The organism is Allobosea sp. GW823-FHT01F03, assembly GCF_058798075.1.
Genome location: NZ_CM179505.1, coordinates 5,158,037 through 5,174,904, shown reverse-complemented (window position 1 = coordinate 5,174,904; position 16,868 = coordinate 5,158,037). Strand labels below are relative to the sequence as shown.

Below are 16,868 nucleotides of genomic sequence, written 5' to 3'. Positions count from 1 at the left end.
GTCAGAGCGGTTTTCGCGGCGAGCCCCGTCACGATCTTGCTCGCCTCAATAGATGCGCGAGACGCGGTCATGCTCGATCCGCCAGCAGGCTTCCCAGCCTTCATTGGCGGCGAGCACCGTGACCTTGCGGCTGGTCGGCGACAGCACTTCCGAGACGATCTCGCAGATGCCGAAGCCGTCGAGCCCCTCGCGATGCGCCTCGACGATCGAATCGCCTTCGAGCAGCACCATCGGGTCCTGTCCGGCGAGCAGCGGGCGCAGCCGCGACAAAGCTTTGCCCTGCGGGTCGAGCCCGGGGATGGTGCGCACGAACTGGAAGCGCCGGCCGAGATTGGCCCGCCCGCCCAGGCTGGGCGCGATCTCGTCATGCTCGGCATGGAGCCGGTCGCCCGAGCCCATGTCATAGCCGAGATAATGGATGCGCTCGGCGGCGAACTCGGTACGCAGGCCGGTGGCGCCGAGATCGCGCATCTGCACCGCCATCGCGGCGATACCGAGCGGATTCTTGTGCAGCACGGCGCTGCCGGCCATGTCGCCCTCGATGCCGAGGATCGCGGCGCCCGCGATCACCGCCTTCTTCATCGCCGCCGGCGAGAACGGCCGTTCGAACGGCAGGGCGGCCTGACTCAGCTTCGCCTCCTGGGCGATCGCCTCGAAGATCGGCGGCCAGAGCGCGGCGCGGCCGGTCGGCACGACGACGATGGCCGGCCGCTGCTGCGGGTTCGGCCCGGCGGCGCGCGCCATGCGCGGCAACATGCCGCCGAGCACGGCGGCGATCTCGTTGAGGCGCGCCGAGGCGTCGCCGGCCCCCTTTTCGAGGGCCGTGCGGGGAAGCTTGAGGATGAGGCGCCGTCCTTCCGTGCGGTCGGCAGGGTCGAGCGCGAGGCGCAGCCCGGCGGGCAGCGCCGCCCCCGCCAATGCCGGCTCGCCCTGTGCGACGAACAGGCCCGCGGCCTCGCCATCGCCGCGCAATTCGGCGAGGACGAGGTCGAGACTTTCATCCGGGGAATCCGGATTCCAGCGATAGGAGCTCTGGGCTGCCTCCGCCTTGGCCGTCAGGCGCGCAGCGAGATTCGCCTTGGCCCGTTTGACGGCCTGGCGCAGCCAGGCCCTGGCGGAGAGCGCCGCCGCATCCTGGCGCTGCACGGCGCGCGCCAGCGAGGCCTCGGCGAAGGCCGGCTGCCAATGCGCCTCCTGGCCCTCCATCGCCTTGTCGATCAGCCGCGCGGCGGCCTCGGTCAGCGCCTCGTCCATCATGTCGCCACCGATCGGCAGGCCGAAGGTCGCGAGCGTCTGGCTGGTCAGCCGGTCGCCATCGCGCCGCAGGCGGGCGAGCGCCACGTCGCTGGTGCCGCCGCCGATGTCGAGCGTCACCAGCAGCGCCTCGCCCTGATCGGGCACGGCAGCGCGGACCTCGGGCAGGCTGGCGACATAGCGGGCAGCGGCGACCGCCTCGGGCACGGTGACGGCGGCGTCCGGAAAGCTCGTCGCGCCGGGAAAGAGCCGCTCCAGCCGCTGCGAGAACAGTTCGAGCGCAGCTCGGTAGCGCGAGGCGATCTCGTCGCCGATGCCGCTCGGGCAGGAGATCAGGATGCGCGGCACGATCGGCGCCGGCGCGTGGTCCTCGACCCGCAGCCGGTCCTCGCCGAGGCGCAGCACATAAAGGTCGACCAGCTCGTCGAGCACGTCGGCGACGAGCGGCGCGATCTCGACCGTATTGGTGGCGACGACCCGCTCCGCCGCCGCGTCGTAGCGATGGACCTGTTCGGGCAAGGTCAGCGAGACGGCGCCCGAGGTCAGGGCATGCTTCAGCGAATCCACCCGCTTGCCGCCTTCCGGCTGCCCTCCCTGCGCCGGGGGGGCCGGCGCCGACACGTCATAGCGACGCGCGAAGGCCTTGAGCCGTCGTGCCACGGTCGCCCGGTCGGAGCCGATCAGGGAGAGGTCGGGCAGAGCGTGCGGAGCATGATCCGCACGCAAGTTATTGCCGGAATCGAGGCCGACCTGGCTGGGGATCAACGGTGCGGAGCCGGCGTCCTGCAAGGCCGCCTCGCCATGGCGCGGATCGACATGCCGCGCCAGCCAGCTGCCGAGGGCCAGCGGCCTGATCTCGGTGGCCCGGCCGGCTGCACGCGGCGCGCCCGACCAGATCGAGGTCGCGGAGGCGCCGAGGTCGATGCAGATCGGCAGGCGATGGATGCGGCGGCTGTAGCGCACCGGCAGGCGCGCGCGCACCAGCGGACGGCCGCCATCGTCTCCGGCGGTGATGGTGAGCTCGACCGTGATCGGCCCGCGCAGGATGTCGGCGCCGCTGGTCCGCACGGCACGCGACAGCGTCGTGGTCAGCGCCTGCATCGGCACGACGGCGCGGCCGCGGCGGCCGAAATCGCCCTCACGAACGATCTCCAGGGGGAAGGGCGTCGTCGGCTCGGCGATCTCGCTGCTGCCCATCCGGCTGACGACATCGATGGTCAGCGGGGCGGTGCGGGTCAGCGGCCAGCGCCTGACGTCGATCACCAGCCCGTCGCAGCGCACGATCGCGGTCTCGTCGTCCGGGTCGACCTCGGCGTTGAGGCCGCCCTCGAGCACGAGATCGGAGGTCGTGCCGAGCGGACAGTTGAGATGGGAACCGGCGATGGTCAAGGCGACCTCGCCGCGGTTCTGGCTGCGGATCGGCACGGAGCGGGCCTCGAGCGCGCTCGACCAGGGCCTGGCCGGCCCGTCCGGGTCGTGGCCCGAGCCGTCCTGGGCGACCCAGCCGCCGAGCTTGGCCGTCAGCCGGACCTGGAGCGTCGCCTTGGGATTGGCCTGGATCGTCTCGTCGACGAAGTCGAGCACGGCGTCGCGGGTCAGCGTGACGTCGAGCCGGACCTCCTGCCCGGCGAGTGCCGGTGCGTCGGCCAGCCAGAGCAGGTGACGGCAGGTGCTGGCTCCGGCATCGGGATAGCGTCGCAGCGAGACCGAATGGTCCATCGGCGCGGCGATGGCGAGCGACAGGTTCTGTGCCTTCAGGCCAAAACAGCTCGCCTCGATGGTCAGGCCGCGCCGGCCCTCCAGCACGATGTCCTTGGGAATGTCGATGGCGATCTGGCTGATGCCGAGCGTCTTGCCGGTGGCGAGGGAATCGAGGTCGATCTCAACCGGCTCGATTCGCCATTCCGGCTGCGAGGCGCCGGCCAGAACCGCGATCTTGACCACCCGGCGCGGCGAGGCGCGGGCCCCGCCTGCCGTCTCGACGATGGTCGAGAAGGCGATTTCGAGGCTGGCGTCGCTCTCGATATCGGCCTGTTGGCGGTGTGCGGCCACGGCGCGCATCACCGCTTCGCGCCGTAGGCCGAGGACCAGGCGTTCGCCGGCGCGCACTGCCGCCTTGTCGAGCAGCGTCTCGCCCTGCAGCCAGCCGATATCGAGTCCGCTCGGCAGGCTGGGCGCATGCGAGATCAGCGTCACCGTGACCGCCTTGACCATGTCCTCCGGCGCCTCGAAGGCGAGGATGTCCATCAAGGCCTCGCCGCGGTCGAGCGCGATGGTGGCGCTGAAGCTCGCGAGCCTGGTCTCGAGATTGTAGCAGGACGCGGCGCTCATCCGTTTTCTCTTCCGGTTTCGGCCGGTGCCTGTTCATCTGCGGGAGGCCGGCCGAGCGTGGCGCCCCATGCGTGATCGACGCCGGAGACCGCGGCGGCGGCCGCGAGATAGCGCGCGAGCGTATCGCTGGTTCCGGCGCGCAGTCGTCGATAGGCCGCTCCGAAACCGGGATCTCCGGGATCCGCCAGGGCCTTGGCGGCGAAGGGCGTGCCCGCGAAGGCGGCATCGGCCTCTCGCAGGGCGAGGTCGGCCAGGAGCAGCCGGCCATAGCCGCCCAGGATCCGGCGCAGCGCCGCCATGTGGGGGGCGGTGGCGTCATCCGGGCCCAGGACCCGGTCGATCTGTGCCTGGATCGCGGCCAGTGCCGGAGCCAGGCTCTCCACCGCATCAACGGTTTCGACGAAGCCCTGAGACGTCGACGCCAGTCGCGAAGCGCCGCGCAACGGATCGCTGCCGCGATCATTGCGGGCGGCCAGGCCTCCCAGCCCCGCGATGGCCTCCCAGCTGGTGACGAGTTCGCCCGCCGCCCGTTTCTGCGCGGCTTCGCGGCGAAGCCCTGCGAAATAGGCGTGCAGCAGCATGATCTCGCCCGGCGTGAGCTCACCCAGCCGCTTGGCGACTTCGTCCAGCAGCGCCGACGGCTGGCCTGCCTGTGCGCCGGAAGCGACGAGCTCGCTGCGCTGTCGCGCCACCTCCTCGAGCGCCGGCGTGGTCGGCGGCCGGCGCTGCATCGTGCGTCGCAATTCGAGCAGCAGGCCGTCGAGATTGCTCAGCGGGCGCAGGCCGCGGCGCTTGCGAGCCTCGGAGATCGTCTGCTCCACCTCGGCGACCACGTCGGTATCCAGCCAGCTCTGATGCGCGCAGGCCGCGATGTCGTGCAGAAGGCGCATCGCCCGGCGGTCCTGCCCGGCCAGCGTCATCGCCTCGCGGCTCAGGAGCTGCGGCAAGGCCGGGTCCTCATACCAGCCGAGCAGGCGTTCGGTTTCCGCCGCGGGATGTCCGGGGCCGGGGCTGGGCAGGAGCAGGCGCACCGTGCAGGCGCGCGCCGCGACCTTCGGTTGCGCCACCGCCCAGAGCAGCATGGCGGTCTGCTCTGCGAGCGCGCGCTCGCCGAGCTCGTCGGCTCGCGACGGATCGAGGCCCGTCAAGGCGGCCGCCGCACCCAGCAGATTTTCGGTGGCCCCTGGCGCCTTGGCGCGCGCGTCGATCCGGGCGAAGGGGCCGGCCTCGGCCTGCAAGGGAGTGCGCGCCGCCGCGAGCTCGGCCAGAAGCGCGCTCAGGCGGGCGGGGCGCGCCGCCGTTTCCTGCCAGAGGCCCTCGGCCGCCCGGCCGGCGGCCAGGGCGAGATCGTCGCGCAGCGGTGCAGCCGCGCCGGGCGTCGCCACGACAAGCGCCTGCCCGGTGCCGCCGCCGAGCGCGAGGCCTGTCGAGACCGAGGCGGCGTAGCTTTCGCGATGTGCGACGGCGCCGAACTCGCCGTCCTGCCAGCGGATCGTCATCGGGGCGCCGCTCGCCGCCTCGCCCGCGCCGGTCCAGACGAGCTGCCGGCGCGGCTCGGCGAAGATCAGAACCTCGTCCTCTTCGAGCCAGTCGGTCAGGATCAGCCGGCAGCGTCCGTCGGTCTCGTCGTTCGGGCGCAGCAGGCGAAAGCCGCGGCGCAGCGCCGCGACGCGCCCGAGGCCGGTCGCGTCGGCATCGCGCAGATCGGCGGGAGCGACGCCGAGCGCGTCGAGTTCCTCCTCGACGGCGAGCCGCAGCTCCTGGTCGAGCTGTGCCAGGGCCTGACGGGCCTGCCGCATCGCGGCCGGCAGATGCGCCACCAGAATGCCGGCCTGGCTGCCTGCGCCGGCGAAGTCGAGTGTCAGCCCGTTATCGCGGCTTGCCTCGACGCGCGTCAGGGTCGCCTGCTCGTCGGCCGGGTGCATGAAAGGGCCTGCGAGCAGGCTCAAGGCGCCAGAACCGGTTTCCGCGAGCTGGTTCAAGCCGCTGGCGATCAGAGACGGCGGAACCGAAGCGGGGCGCTCGGCGAGCGCGAGGCGCTCGAGCGACAAGCTTCCTGCCGCGTCGCCGGCATGCGCCCGCAGCAGCGAGAGGCCGGCGCCGGCCGGATCGGCCTGGTTCGGTGTCAGGCGCTCGTCGAGTTGTATCGCGACGGAGCGGCTCTGGCCGTCGCCGGCGATGGTGACGGCATGAAGGACGCGGCAGCCGGGTGGCAGCGAGCCATGCAGCGGCGCGTCCTCGTCATCGCCCGCGGCGATCAGCGTGACGCGGCCACCGGCTTCTTCGGCCGCGAGGAAGCGGGCTCGGGCGCCTTCGTTCCAGATTGCGGCGACATGGCGCGAGCCGTCCCAGATGATGGCGACGGGCGCCACGGAAAGATGCACGGGGGCTGGCTCCGGATGGGCTGGCGCGGGAGGATGTCGGTGGCGGACCTTGCGCGATGGTCCGTCGTCTTGCAAGACGTTGGGGCATGGCTGGCGGCGAAGCTTCCGTATTGCTGGCGGAAGCTGTCGCTTGCGGGGTCTAGTGGTCCCGCCCTAATCTTGCCGAGATGGGCGCGCGACTTTGCGGGACGTGCTTGCCTTGTCCTGCTCGTTCGAGCCGGACATGTCGATAAGCGAACAGAGCGGAGAGCGGTTTCATGGCGGCAGAGCCGGTTTGTTTCGCGGCCTTGCCCGCCGCCTTGCCCGCGCAATGGGGCGTTTCGGCTACCGACGCGCCGACGGGCGACGAAGTCGTGCGGCGTCGCCTCATCCTGACCGGCCTCGCCGAGACCGCTCGTGAGGAGGAGACGCAGGCGAGCTTCCTGGCGCCGCGCCTGCTGCCGCGCCTGTTCCGTGAGCCGGTCCAGGCCGGGGCGGAGGCGCGGGCAGCGCTGGCTGGCGCTGAGCGGCTTGTGATCCTGCTGCCGATCGGTCGTTATGACGACGGTGTCTGGGCGCCGATCATCGAGCGCATCCTGCTCGAAACCGCGGAAGGCACGGCGCGACCGCGTGAGACGATCCTGGCCTGGAGTGGGATCGAGCCTTTCCTGGCGCCGTTCGGCCGGCGCGCCCAGGAGATCTGGAGCGATCCGCGTCTGGTTGAGACCCTGCTGGGCGTGTTCGAGCGCTCCGCCCGTTCGCTCGCCGCCGTCCTGCGCGAGTCCGGTGCCGGACTTCGGCGCGGCCTGATCCGGTTCGAGCCAGGCTCGGGCGAGGCGCCGGCGCGGGTCGCGCTGGCGCTGGCCTGAGCCGCCGGCTACTTCCAGACGAGGGCGTTGGCGAGATCGCGGCGGCCGCATTCGAGCGACATGGCGTTGACGGCGGCACGGTAGCCCTGCAGCGAATAGACTACATGGGCCGGCCGGCCATCGGGCGTGGTGCCGGTGAGTTCGAGGGTCGTGCCTTTGTTGTAGCCGGCGACCGCGTCCATATCGAGGATCGGCTGGCCGTTCGAGCCTTCCTTCATCGGGCGGATGAAGTTGCCGGGCGCGCTGGCGTTGAGCGGGCGGACCTCGCCGCCTTCGGTGACCGAGGCCTCGATCGGCGCGCCGGTGCGGTAATAGCGCTTGTCGTCGAGCAGGTGCTGGATCGCGCCGCTGCCCTCGCTCTCGGCCGAGAGCAGGATGAAGGGCGCCTGCTCGCGCCAGTTCAGCGGCCCGGCCTCGGTGGCGGCGGTATAGGCATAGCAGGTCCGCTTGCCGGTCGCCGGATTCTCGACGACGCTGGCATACCAGTTCTGGAATCGGCGGATCAGGCGGCCGGGTGCTTCCGGCATCAGCATGTCGCTGGTGTCGACCGCGCGGGCCCGCAATTGATATTCCTGCCGGGTCGGGCCGGTATTGGCGACGCGGATGGTGTACTGGCCCGGGCCGAGGCGGTAGCGGCGCAGGTTCGGCCGGCTGGGATTGGCGATGTGGATCGTCCGCAGCGGGGGATGGCCCGGCGCGAAGACCTCGACCAGCAGCTTGCCGGGGCCGCGCAGGCTCGGCAGCGGGATGTCGACCTCGACATAGGATTCACGGGCGATCGAGAAGGCGTATTGCTGCAGGCCGCGTCCGCCTTCGACCCGGCCGTCGATCCGCAGCGGCGCCTCGCCCAGGCGCGGGGCCGAGACTGCGGCCTGGCTGCGCGAGGAGCCGAGCGCCGCCCAATGCGTTGCCGTCGGCAGATCATCGAAGGCGACGAGGCCACCGCTGAACACCGGTGTCGTATCCTTGCGGTTGGCGCTGACGGAGATGCGGTAGCCATTGTGCCGCTGCTCGACCGAGACTGAGGCGCTCCAGCGCCTGCCTTCTTCCGAGGACGGGTCGTGCAGCATCGCGAAGGATACCTGCCGGGGCGCCCGGATGCGCGACTTTTTCTCCTCGTCGGCCTGTTTGCTCAAGGCTCGACGCATGCGGTCGGAGAAGAATTCGAGCCAACCGGGATTGACCGGCGCGCCGTTCAGCATGTGCGCGGACAGGGCCAGCGTGTTGGAGGTCTCGGTCGATTGCTCCCAGACCGCCTCGGCGACCTCGTCGAAGATGTTCTCCGTCCGCCGATAGATTTCGCCGATGAACTCCTCGGAAACCGTGAAGGGGTCGAGGCTCGGAGAACAGCTCACATAATCGTTCCAGCCATGCGCCGAAAGCAGCAGCCGGGTCGAGGCGCCGATGCGCTGGCCGGTGGCCCGGATCTCGATCTCGATCTTGCTGAGCTGTTCCTTGGCATTGCCGGCGAGGACGCTGTCGAGGATACCGGTGTCGTTGAGGTTCAGAACCGGGCCGATGTCGAGGAAGGGTGCCATCCGGACGCCGTCCAGCCGTGAGAATGCGGCATGGACTTGCTGCATGACGTTATTGCCCTGGTCCCGCGAGAAGGCGTTCTCAGGCTGGGGACGCGACGCCGTACCGATTCGGATCGGCAGCTTCAACGGGCCGCATTGTTTCTCGATGCGCTGCCACAGGGCCTGCGCCGCCGAACCGATTGGGTCCTGCGGATTATATCCTGGGAAGGTCTGGGTCTGCGCCGCCGCTACGGTCGGCGACGCGGCTATGAGCCAGACCGTCGCCATCCAACTCACCAACTTCGGCAACGCTCTCGCCGTCATCCTCGTCCCCATGGACCCTCCCTCGCGGCGCGAGGGAGGGTCGTTCTTCTGGCTGTGTCCGGCTCAGATGCCGGACGCTTCGTTCGTCGAAAGATTGACCTCGACCGTATCGGTACCGGCGGCCTGGCCGTTGCGCGTCACGGTGCGCTCGACGACGCGAACGCGCTGGCCGGCGCTGTTGTTGTAGGACTTCACCGTACGCGCCTTCACGACCACGTCCTGGCCGCTCGAATTGCGGAAGCGCTGGGTGTTCGAGCCCGAACGTGCCGCGATATAGGCGGCCTCGCGGGCCCGCTCACGCTCGATCGCATCGGCGATCACGAGGCCGGTCAGGCCGCCGATCGCCGCGCCGATCGCCGCGCCGCGCCAGCCGCCGAACGCGCCGCCGATCAGGGCGCCGGCGCCGGCGCCGATGGCGCCACCGGTCGCGACACGCTCCTGCGACGCGGTGCAGCCGCCCAGCGCAAGCGCGCCAGCGACGAGAATGGTTCCGACTTTCATGGTCTTGGCATGCATTACGTCACCCCACTGCAAGTTTGCTTCTTGAAACATGGCGCTTGCAGCTGTCACAGCCTTTGCGGCCGGCTGGGCCGTTTTCGCCAAACCGGCCAGGAACATGCAGCACCACACGCGCCATCTGTTCCATATCGCCCATTTCCGGGCAAGAGGTCAGAAATGTGGCAGTCGCTTGTGCCAATAGTGGCAGAGCTGTGCCCGGAGACGCGGTCAGCGTGAAGCAAAAGCCGTCGCCACAGGGTTCCATGCGCGGAAACCCGAGCTGGCGAGCCGAAGTCAGATCAAGACGACATCTTGTCGGATGAATGCCTTTTTCTTGGCGCCTGTGGTTAATTGGTCGCGCCTGACCTGTCTGCATTACGAAAGGTCACTTGTGTCGAATCGTGGTGCCACGTGGCGTGGCCTGACGTGCATCGGCATGCCCTGGTCCGGCCGCAAGGTAATCTGCTGGACCGGCATCGGTGTCTCTCCAGCATGCTCGAAGCGGAACGCACGCAGCAGTGTGGCGAGCACGATCATGGCTTCGACCATGGCGAATTGCTGGCCGATGCAGATGCGTGGTCCGGCCCCGAAAGGCAGATAGGCATAGCGTTCGATGCTCTCGCGGGTGCCGGGCAGGAAGCGCTCGGGCCGGAAGCGGTCCGGCTCGCGCCACAAGGTCTCGTGCCGATGGAGCAGATAGGGCGAGATCACCACCAGCGCGCCTCTCGGGATGAAGCAGCGCCCGCCGACATCATCGTCGGCCAGCGCCGTCCGCGACAGCGAGGGCACCGGCGGGTAGAGGCGCATCGCCTCTTCGATCACGGCACGGGTCAGCGCCAGCCCGGAACAGGACAGCGCTGCTGTCGCCAGGTCGTTGACCGCGTCGATTTCTGCCTCGACCGCCTGCCGCGTCGCGGGGGCTTGCGACAGCAGGTAGAGCGCCCAGGTCAATGCATTGGCGGTCGTCTCGTGGCCGGCGCCGATGAAGGTGATGATGTTGGCGCCGATCTCCGCCTCGGACAGGCCGGAGCCGGTCGCCGGGTCGCGCGCCTCGAGCAGCGCGTCGAGCAGATCGGGCTGGCCGGCTGCCGAGACATGGACGCGCAGGGCGCGGCGCGCGGCGATGATCGCCTCGACCTGCGCCTCGAAGAAGGCGATCGAAGGACGTGCCATCCAGCGTCCGAGGCGCGGCAGCCAGGCCGGGGCGCCGAGAATGTCGAGCGGGTCGATCCTACCTTGCGTTCCGAAATAGGCGGTGAGGGCCTTGGCGAAGGCCGGGGCACCGCCGGCGATCGCGTTCGAGAACATGGTCTCGGCCAGGATGTCGAAGGTGACCCGCGTCATCTCCTGCGCGATGTCGACGATCCGGCCCGGCCGCCTCCGGGAAAGGCGCTCTGCGGCCGCTGCGGCCGGACCCAGCATCCTGGTGGCCAGCGCGGCGACCGCGCGCGGAGTGAACAATGGCGCCAGCGTCCGACGTGCCCGTTTCCAGGCCTCTCCCTCGGCCGTCAGCAGCCCCTCGCCCAGCCCGGGGGCGAGGATGCTGCGTTGCAGGTCGTCCTTACGATAATTTGCGGCGTTGTCGACCAGGACATGGCGTATGGCCGTCGGATCGGACAGGACGACGCCATAGCCGAAGATGCCGTCGCCCGCGATGATCGGCTCGCGGAAATGGCGTCGGCGCCAGATGGTCAGTGGGTTGCGGCGCAGGCGCAGCAGGATCTCGAGCCGGCTGAGCTCGCGCTCGCCCGGCAGCGGCGCAGGGGGGCGCTGCCGCTGCCGCGCTCTCGGATCGCTCGCAAAACCGGTTGGGTTCATCGGCGCTGTCTCCCGCTGAAGGCGGTGCGGACCGATGCAAGCCTGTCGCCGCTTTCGGGCCGCATCAAGGCGCGGTGACATGTCACGGCGCGATTCCGGTCTTGGTCATGCATCTAGTGCAGAGCGGAGGTGATTGCTGCGCTGCGGCTAAACTCCGACATAATCTTGTGCGATGCACAATAGGTGCCTATCTTCGCCCCCAAGGAGCGATCCAATGCCTGCCTACAAGAATCCCCCGCCGCGCATCTTGCGGCCCCGAGTCGAGCCGCCGACCCTGGACGAGGCCATTACGGCCGCGCAGGGCCTGAGCGATTTGCCGCAGGAGCAGGCCGAGATCGCCGCCAATCTGATGGGCGTGCCGGTTTCCGACGTCGTGCCGCTGGTTCGCAAGGCTGCCAACCGCACCATGGTGACGACGCCGAACCGCGCGGTCGTCGTCGTTCGTCGTCCGGTGCGGACCTTCTCGCCGCGTCTCGCCGAGGCGATGCGGCGCTGAGCTGCCGCCATAGCATCGGACCGAAAAGTGGACTCCACTCTTCGGAAGACTCCGATGCGATAACGATGAGATAGATCACCGTGACCGCGTCCGAACCGACGCGCGGCGATCCAGGGTCGATCGCCAGTTTCTTCTGCGATCCACAGAATGAAGCGATGCCGGCCTTTTGGGCCGGCATCGCTTTTTCGTTACGGCACTGAAAAGCGAAACGGGCTGGTTCAGGCCGATTGCTGCGCACTGCCCTGACTGCCGATCTCGTCCAGGATCGGGCAGTCCGGCCGACCGTCGCCATGGCAATGGCTGGCCAGATGGCGCAGCGTCTTGGCCATCGCCTTGAGCGCCGCCGCCTTCTCCTCGAGTTCGGCGACATGCTTCAGCGCCATCGCCTTGACGTCGGCACTCGCCCGCGAGCGATCGCGCCAGAGGGCGAGGAGGGCGCCGGTCTCCTCGATCGAGAAGCCGAGGCTGCGGGCCCGGCGCACGAAGCGGAGCGTGTGGACGTCGTCCTCGCCATAGACGCGATAGCCCGATTGCGAGCGCGCCGGCGGCGGGATCAGTGCGATCTCCTCGTAATAGCGGATCATCTTGGCGCTGACGCCGGAAGCCTCCGCCGCTTGTCCGATATTCATGCCGTCCTCCTTCAGGCCGTGGCCGGCAGAGTGGCAGGCCGGGCCTCTTCCGTCCGCGGCTGCGCGGCGAAGCGCTTCAGCCGCAATGCGTTGCCGAGCACGCTGACGCTGGAGAACGCCATGGCGAAGCTGGCGAAGACCGGTGACATCAGCACCCCCCAGAGCGGATAGAGCAGCCCGGCCGCGACCGGGATCAGCAGGATGTTATAGCCGAAGGCCCAGCCGAGATTCTGCCGGATGTTGGCCATCGTCGCCTTCGACAGCGCGATCGCTTCGGGAACATGGCGCAGATCGCCCGAGATCAGCACGATATCGGCGCTTTCGATGGCGATGTCGGTTCCCGCGCCCATGGCGATGCCGATATCGGCCTGGGCCAGAGCGGGTGCGTCGTTGATGCCGTCGCCGACGAAGGCGATGCTGCGCGCGCCATCGCCCTGGAGTTCGGCGACGATCCGAGCCTTATCTGTCGGCAGCACCTCGGCGCGGACCTCGTCGATTCCGAGCCGGCGGCCGATCGCCTCGGCGGTCGCCCGGTTGTCGCCGGTCACCATGACGATGCGCAGCCCCTGCCGGCGCAGGCTCTCGATCGCCGCCGGCGTGCCGGGCTTGATCTGGTCCGCGACCGCGATCAGCGCGGCGAGCCTGCCATCGATCGCGGCATAGAGCGGCGACTGACCGTCGCGCGCCAGGGCCTCGGCACGCCCGGCGAAGCTGGCCGGATCGATGCCGAGCCGCTGCATCAGGCGCTGCGAGCCGACGGCGACGCGCCGCCCTTCGACAACGGCCTCGATGCCCATGCCGGGCTCGGCCTGGAATTCGCTGGCCGGGGCGAGCGCAAGGCCGCGCCGGCCCGCCTCGTCGACGATCGCCTCGGCCGAGGGATGCTCGGAGGCGCTTTCCGCCGAAGCGGCCAGACGCAGTGCTTCCGCCTCGTCGAAACCGGCGGCAGCCAGGATCTCCGTCACCTCGGGCGTGCCCTTGGTCAGGGTTCCCGTCTTGTCGAAGGCGATGGTGGAGATGCCGCTGAGGCTCTGCAGGGCCGCGCCCTGGCGGAACAGGATGCCGAGCTCGGCCGCCTTGCCGGTGCCGACCATGATCGAGGTCGGGGTGGCGAGACCCATCGCGCAGGGGCAGGCGACGATCAGCACCGCGACCGCATTGACCAGCGCATAGGTCAGGGCCGGCGAGGGGCCGAAATAGAGCCAGGCCGCGAAGGTCAGAACCGAGACGGCGATCACCGCCGGTACGAACCAGTTGGTGACGCGGTCGACCAGCGCCTGGATCGGCAGCTTGGCGCCCTGCGCCGTCTCGACCATGCGCAGGATCTGCGCCAGCAAGGTATCAGCGCCGACCTTCTCGGCCCGGAAGCGCAAGGCACCGTTCCGGTTGATTGTGCCGCCGATCACGCCGGCTCCGGCGCTCTTATGGGCAGGAGCCGGCTCGCCGGTGACCATCGATTCGTCGACATAGGACGAGCCTTCGACGACCTCGCCATCGACAGGGACCTTCTCGCCGGGCCGCACCAGCACGAGATCGCCGACGCGCACCTGCTCGACCGCGATCTCGCGTTCGGCGCCGTCGCGCAGCACGCGGGCGGTCCGGGCCTGCAGGGTCACGAGCCGGCTGATCGCCGCGCTGGTGCGGCCCTTGGCGCGGGCCTCGAACCAGCGTCCGAGCAGGATCAGGGTGACGATCACCGCGCCGGTCTCGAAATAGGTGTGGGCCGTGCCTTCGGGCAGCCAGCCAGGCCGGAAGGTCGCGACTGCCGAGTAGAGATAGGCCGCGCCGGCGCCGATCATGACGAGCGCGTTCATATCGGGCGCGCCGCGCAGCAGCGCCGGCCCGCCCTTCTGGAAGAAGCGCAGCCCGGGCCAGAACAGCACGAGGCTGGCCAATGCGAAGGCGCTGAACTTCAGAGTGAAAGGATCGAAGCGGCCGAGGAGCCAGTGATGGAAGGCGTCGCTCAGATGCGGCCCCATCTCGATGATCATCAGCGGCAGCGTCGCCAGCGTGGCGACGATGACCGCGCGGCCGAGCTCGCTCTGCTCCGCCTCTCGCCGTTCCTGGATGCCGGCTTGCGGGTTCGCATTGGCGCCGAGAGGCTCGGCCTCGTAGCCGGCAGCGGCGATGGCGGCGATCAGTGCCGGCACGGCAGCGGGGTCGGCCAGCTGGATGGTCGCGCGCTCGGTGGCGAGGTTGACGTTCGCCGCCAGCACGCCGGGCACGCCGCGCAGGGCCTTCTCGACCCGGCCGACGCAGGAGGCGCAGGTCATGCCGGTGACCGACAGGTTCACCTCGGTTTCGACCGGCTCGTAGCCGGCGCCGCGGATCGCCGCGACGATGGCGGCCGTCTCGCCGCCTGCGATCTGCGCTCTCCCGGTCGCGAGATTGACCTGCGCACTGGTCACGCCGGGCACGGCCGCGATCGCCTTTTCGACCTTGCCGACACAGGAGGCGCAGCTCATGCCGTCCACGGGGATGTCGAGCACGGTGGTTCCGCGCGGTTCGAGCGTTGCTTGCATCGCCATGATGTCCGCTTTCCTTCTCATCGTGCTGAGATGGCTACACCTTCCCATCATTGGAAGGTCAAGCGGCGATTTTGGCTGTTTCGCGACTGCTGGCGCGATGGCGAAATCGCAGGAACCGGGTGGCGCGCCGGCTGGATCGCTGGCGAGATCGGGCGCAGTTCCCGGCTCGAAAGGAAGCGCCATGCCTGCAACGAACCGCCAAAGCATGTCGTCCGACGAGCAGGACCTCGAGTCGATGGTCTCAGCGCTCGATTGGGCAGGGATCGAAGCCGAGCTCGACGCGTATGGCGTCGGCCTGACCGGCCGGATGCTCGATGCAGAGGCTTGCGCTGCCTTGCGCGGTCTCTATGGCGAGCCGGCGCGTTTCCGCAGCCGGATCGTGATGGAGCGGCACGGCTTCGGGCGCGGCGAGTACCAGTACTTCGCCCATCCGCTGCCTGGGCCGATCGCTGACCTGCGGCCCCTGATCTATGCGCGGCTGGCACCGATCGCCAATCGCTGGAACGAGACGCTCGGCATCGCCCAGCGCTATCCTGCAAGCCTCGACGCGTTCCTGGCGCTTTGCCATGCGGCCGGCCAGCAGCGCCCGACGCCGCTGCTGCTGAAATACGAGGCCGGCGACTATAATTGCCTGCACCAGAACCTTTATGGCGACCTGTTCTTCCCCTTCCAGATGGTGATCCTGCTCTCGCAGCCCGGCCGCGATTTCACCGGCGGCGAGTTCACCTTGGTCGAACAGCGGCCGCGCATGCAGTCGCGGCCGGAGGTCGAGCCGCTCGCGCAGGGGGAGGCGGCGATCTTCGCCGTTCAGCACCGGCCGGTTGCCGGCACACGTGGTTCCTATCGGGTCAATTTGCGCCATGGCGTCAGCCGCATACGCAGTGGCGAGCGCTTCACCGCCGGGCTGATCTTCCATGATGCCCGCTGAACCGGGCCTTGCGCGCCTTCATGGGGCGGCGATGTCGAGCCCGGCGACGATCGCACCGAGCGCCGGCTCGTCGATCAGATCGGCTGCATCGGCCTGGGTAAACCAGAGGCAGCGGCGCTGGTCCTGTTCCGGCCAGACCGGCAGCTGCTGTTTGACCTCGAGCAGATAGAGCCGGACCTTGCACAGGATGAAATGGTCGGGCTTGCGCTTCCAGTAGGTGTAGCGCCCGACCGGCTTCCTGCCGATCTCGCCGATCAGGCCGGCTTCCTCCATCGCTTCGCGCGCAGCGGTCTCGTGACCCTTGAGGCCACGGATCGGCCAGCCCTTCGGGACGATCCAGCGCTGGGTTTCGCGCGTCGTCACCAGCATGATCTCGATCGCGCCGTCGGCGCGCCGCCTGAACGGGATGGCGCCGACCTGGACCTTCGGCTCGGCCGGCCGTTTGCCGGCTGTCGTCTTCGCCACCCTCGATGACCTTCGCGCGCTTTTTCCCCCGCAGCAGCATAGGGTGATTCGTTGTCGGCACGGCCAGAAAATTTGTAGCCGGCAATCATTATCGGCAGGAGGTGCCGTAACGGCATCGTCCTGGCGCCGCCGCCGGCTGCGTTCAGGCCAGTTGTCGGGAACGGCAAGGCGAGCTGCCGCACCGTTCCGGAAGCAATCCGCCATGTTCACAAGGCTCCCTCGCGCGCGGCGCGAAGGAGCCTTGTCGCGACGCTGCCCGGATCAGCTCTTCTTGCCGTCCTTGCCGAACTGCTTGAGGAAAGCCGTCAGATCGGCGATTTCCTTCTCGTTCTTGATGCCGGCGAAGATCATTTTGGTGCCCGGGATCTTGGCGCGCGGATCCTTGATGTACTCGGCGAAGATCGCCTCGTTCCAGGTGATGTCGGCGCCCTTGTTGGCGGCCGAATAGCTGTAGCCCTCGACGGCACCGGTGTGCCGGCCGAACAGGCCGTTCAGATGCGGGCCGACCAGGTTCTTGGCGCCCTCGCCGATCTGATGGCAGGCGCGGCACTTGTTCCAGGAGCGCTCGCCGGCGGCGATGTCCTGGGCCGAGGCCGAGCTTGCGGCGGCCGTGGCGAGGCCGAGGGTGAGAAGGGCGGCGCTGGCGATGGTTTTCATGGTCGATCCTTCTTGAAGCAGGTGCGTGGCACGGGACCGGGCAGGCAGGTCGGCACGACCCGTTCGCTCGCGGTGTCCGGGCGGCATCGCGCAAACCGGCGATACCGACCGAACCCCGGCGACTATGGGATAGCGAATTGGAGGAATTCTGAAACGGGTCAGTTCGCCGCGGATGAACTGCGCCTGCGCGC

Annotated in this window: 12 protein-coding genes; 3 read left to right on the top strand and 9 right to left on the bottom strand. The window is 69.2% G+C overall.

Annotation, left to right across the window (positions count from 1 at the left end):
• Nucleotides 1-45 precede the first annotated feature (45 nt).
• Nucleotides 46-3,585: a hypothetical protein gene (locus AC3RCC_RS24740; RefSeq protein WP_492256911.1), complete on the bottom strand. Its 3,540-nt coding sequence runs from the start codon at nucleotides 3,583-3,585 to the stop codon at nucleotides 46-48.
• The gene (locus AC3RCC_RS24735; protein WP_492256910.1) at nucleotides 3,582-5,969 is read right to left on the bottom strand and encodes a hypothetical protein; all 2,388 of its coding nucleotides are present in this window, start codon (nucleotides 5,967-5,969) and stop codon (nucleotides 3,582-3,584) included. Before AC3RCC_RS24735 ends, AC3RCC_RS24740 begins: the two co-directional genes overlap by 4 nt.
• Nucleotides 5,970-6,226: 257 nt before the next feature.
• Between AC3RCC_RS24735 and AC3RCC_RS24730 the strand changes: the two genes are divergently transcribed.
• Entirely contained in the window at nucleotides 6,227-6,817 is a 591-nt protein-coding gene (locus tag AC3RCC_RS24730; protein WP_291636086.1) for a hypothetical protein, read from the top strand.
• A gap of 8 nt (nucleotides 6,818-6,825) precedes the next feature.
• Here the strand turns inward: AC3RCC_RS24730 and AC3RCC_RS24725 are convergent, their stop codons facing one another.
• The 3 genes from AC3RCC_RS24725 to AC3RCC_RS24715 form a co-directional block, all read right to left on the bottom strand.
• Complete coding sequence (locus AC3RCC_RS24725; protein ID WP_492256909.1) at nucleotides 6,826-8,355, bottom strand: hypothetical protein; 1,530 nt, start codon at nucleotides 8,353-8,355, stop codon at nucleotides 6,826-6,828.
• Between the two features lie 366 nt (nucleotides 8,356-8,721).
• Complete coding sequence (locus AC3RCC_RS24720) at nucleotides 8,722-9,159, bottom strand: YMGG-like glycine zipper-containing protein (protein ID WP_291636089.1); 438 nt, start codon at nucleotides 9,157-9,159, stop codon at nucleotides 8,722-8,724.
• 372 nt (nucleotides 9,160-9,531) lie between these two features.
• The gene (locus AC3RCC_RS24715; protein WP_492256908.1) at nucleotides 9,532-10,974 is read right to left on the bottom strand and encodes a cytochrome P450; all 1,443 of its coding nucleotides are present in this window, start codon (nucleotides 10,972-10,974) and stop codon (nucleotides 9,532-9,534) included.
• Nucleotides 10,975-11,188: 214 nt separating this feature from the next.
• Here AC3RCC_RS24715 and AC3RCC_RS24710 point away from each other — a divergent pair, with 214 nt between their 5' ends.
• A complete protein-coding gene (locus AC3RCC_RS24710; RefSeq protein ID WP_291636093.1) occupies nucleotides 11,189-11,470 on the top strand; it encodes a hypothetical protein in 282 nt (93 codons plus the stop codon).
• 218 nt (nucleotides 11,471-11,688) lie between these two features.
• Here AC3RCC_RS24710 and cueR read toward each other — a convergent pair whose 3' ends face one another.
• Together cueR and AC3RCC_RS24700 are read right to left on the bottom strand one after the other, a co-directional pair.
• Nucleotides 11,689-12,099: a Cu(I)-responsive transcriptional regulator gene (gene cueR, locus AC3RCC_RS24705; RefSeq protein ID WP_291636095.1), complete on the bottom strand. Its 411-nt coding sequence runs from the start codon at nucleotides 12,097-12,099 to the stop codon at nucleotides 11,689-11,691.
• Between the two features lie 11 nt (nucleotides 12,100-12,110).
• Nucleotides 12,111-14,621, bottom strand: a complete 2,511-nt coding sequence (locus AC3RCC_RS24700; protein WP_492258827.1) for a heavy metal translocating P-type ATPase — start codon at nucleotides 14,619-14,621, stop codon at nucleotides 12,111-12,113.
• Nucleotides 14,622-14,808: 187 nt separating this feature from the next.
• On the opposite strand from AC3RCC_RS24700, the gene AC3RCC_RS24695 reads away from it, so the two are divergent.
• Nucleotides 14,809-15,555 carry a 2OG-Fe(II) oxygenase gene (locus AC3RCC_RS24695; protein WP_492256907.1) on the top strand — a complete coding sequence of 249 codons (747 nt, stop codon included), beginning with the start codon at nucleotides 14,809-14,811 and terminating at the stop codon, nucleotides 15,553-15,555.
• An 18-nt stretch (nucleotides 15,556-15,573) separates the two neighbouring features.
• Here AC3RCC_RS24695 and AC3RCC_RS24690 read toward each other — a convergent pair whose 3' ends face one another.
• Nucleotides 15,574-16,020 (bottom strand): NUDIX hydrolase, encoded by a 447-nt coding sequence (locus tag AC3RCC_RS24690; protein WP_291636101.1) that lies wholly within the window; start codon nucleotides 16,018-16,020, stop codon nucleotides 15,574-15,576.
• Nucleotides 16,021-16,281: 261 nt separating this feature from the next.
• Complete coding sequence (locus tag AC3RCC_RS24685) at nucleotides 16,282-16,677, bottom strand: c-type cytochrome (RefSeq protein ID WP_291636103.1); 396 nt, start codon at nucleotides 16,675-16,677, stop codon at nucleotides 16,282-16,284.
• Nucleotides 16,678-16,868: the final 191 nt, after the last annotated feature.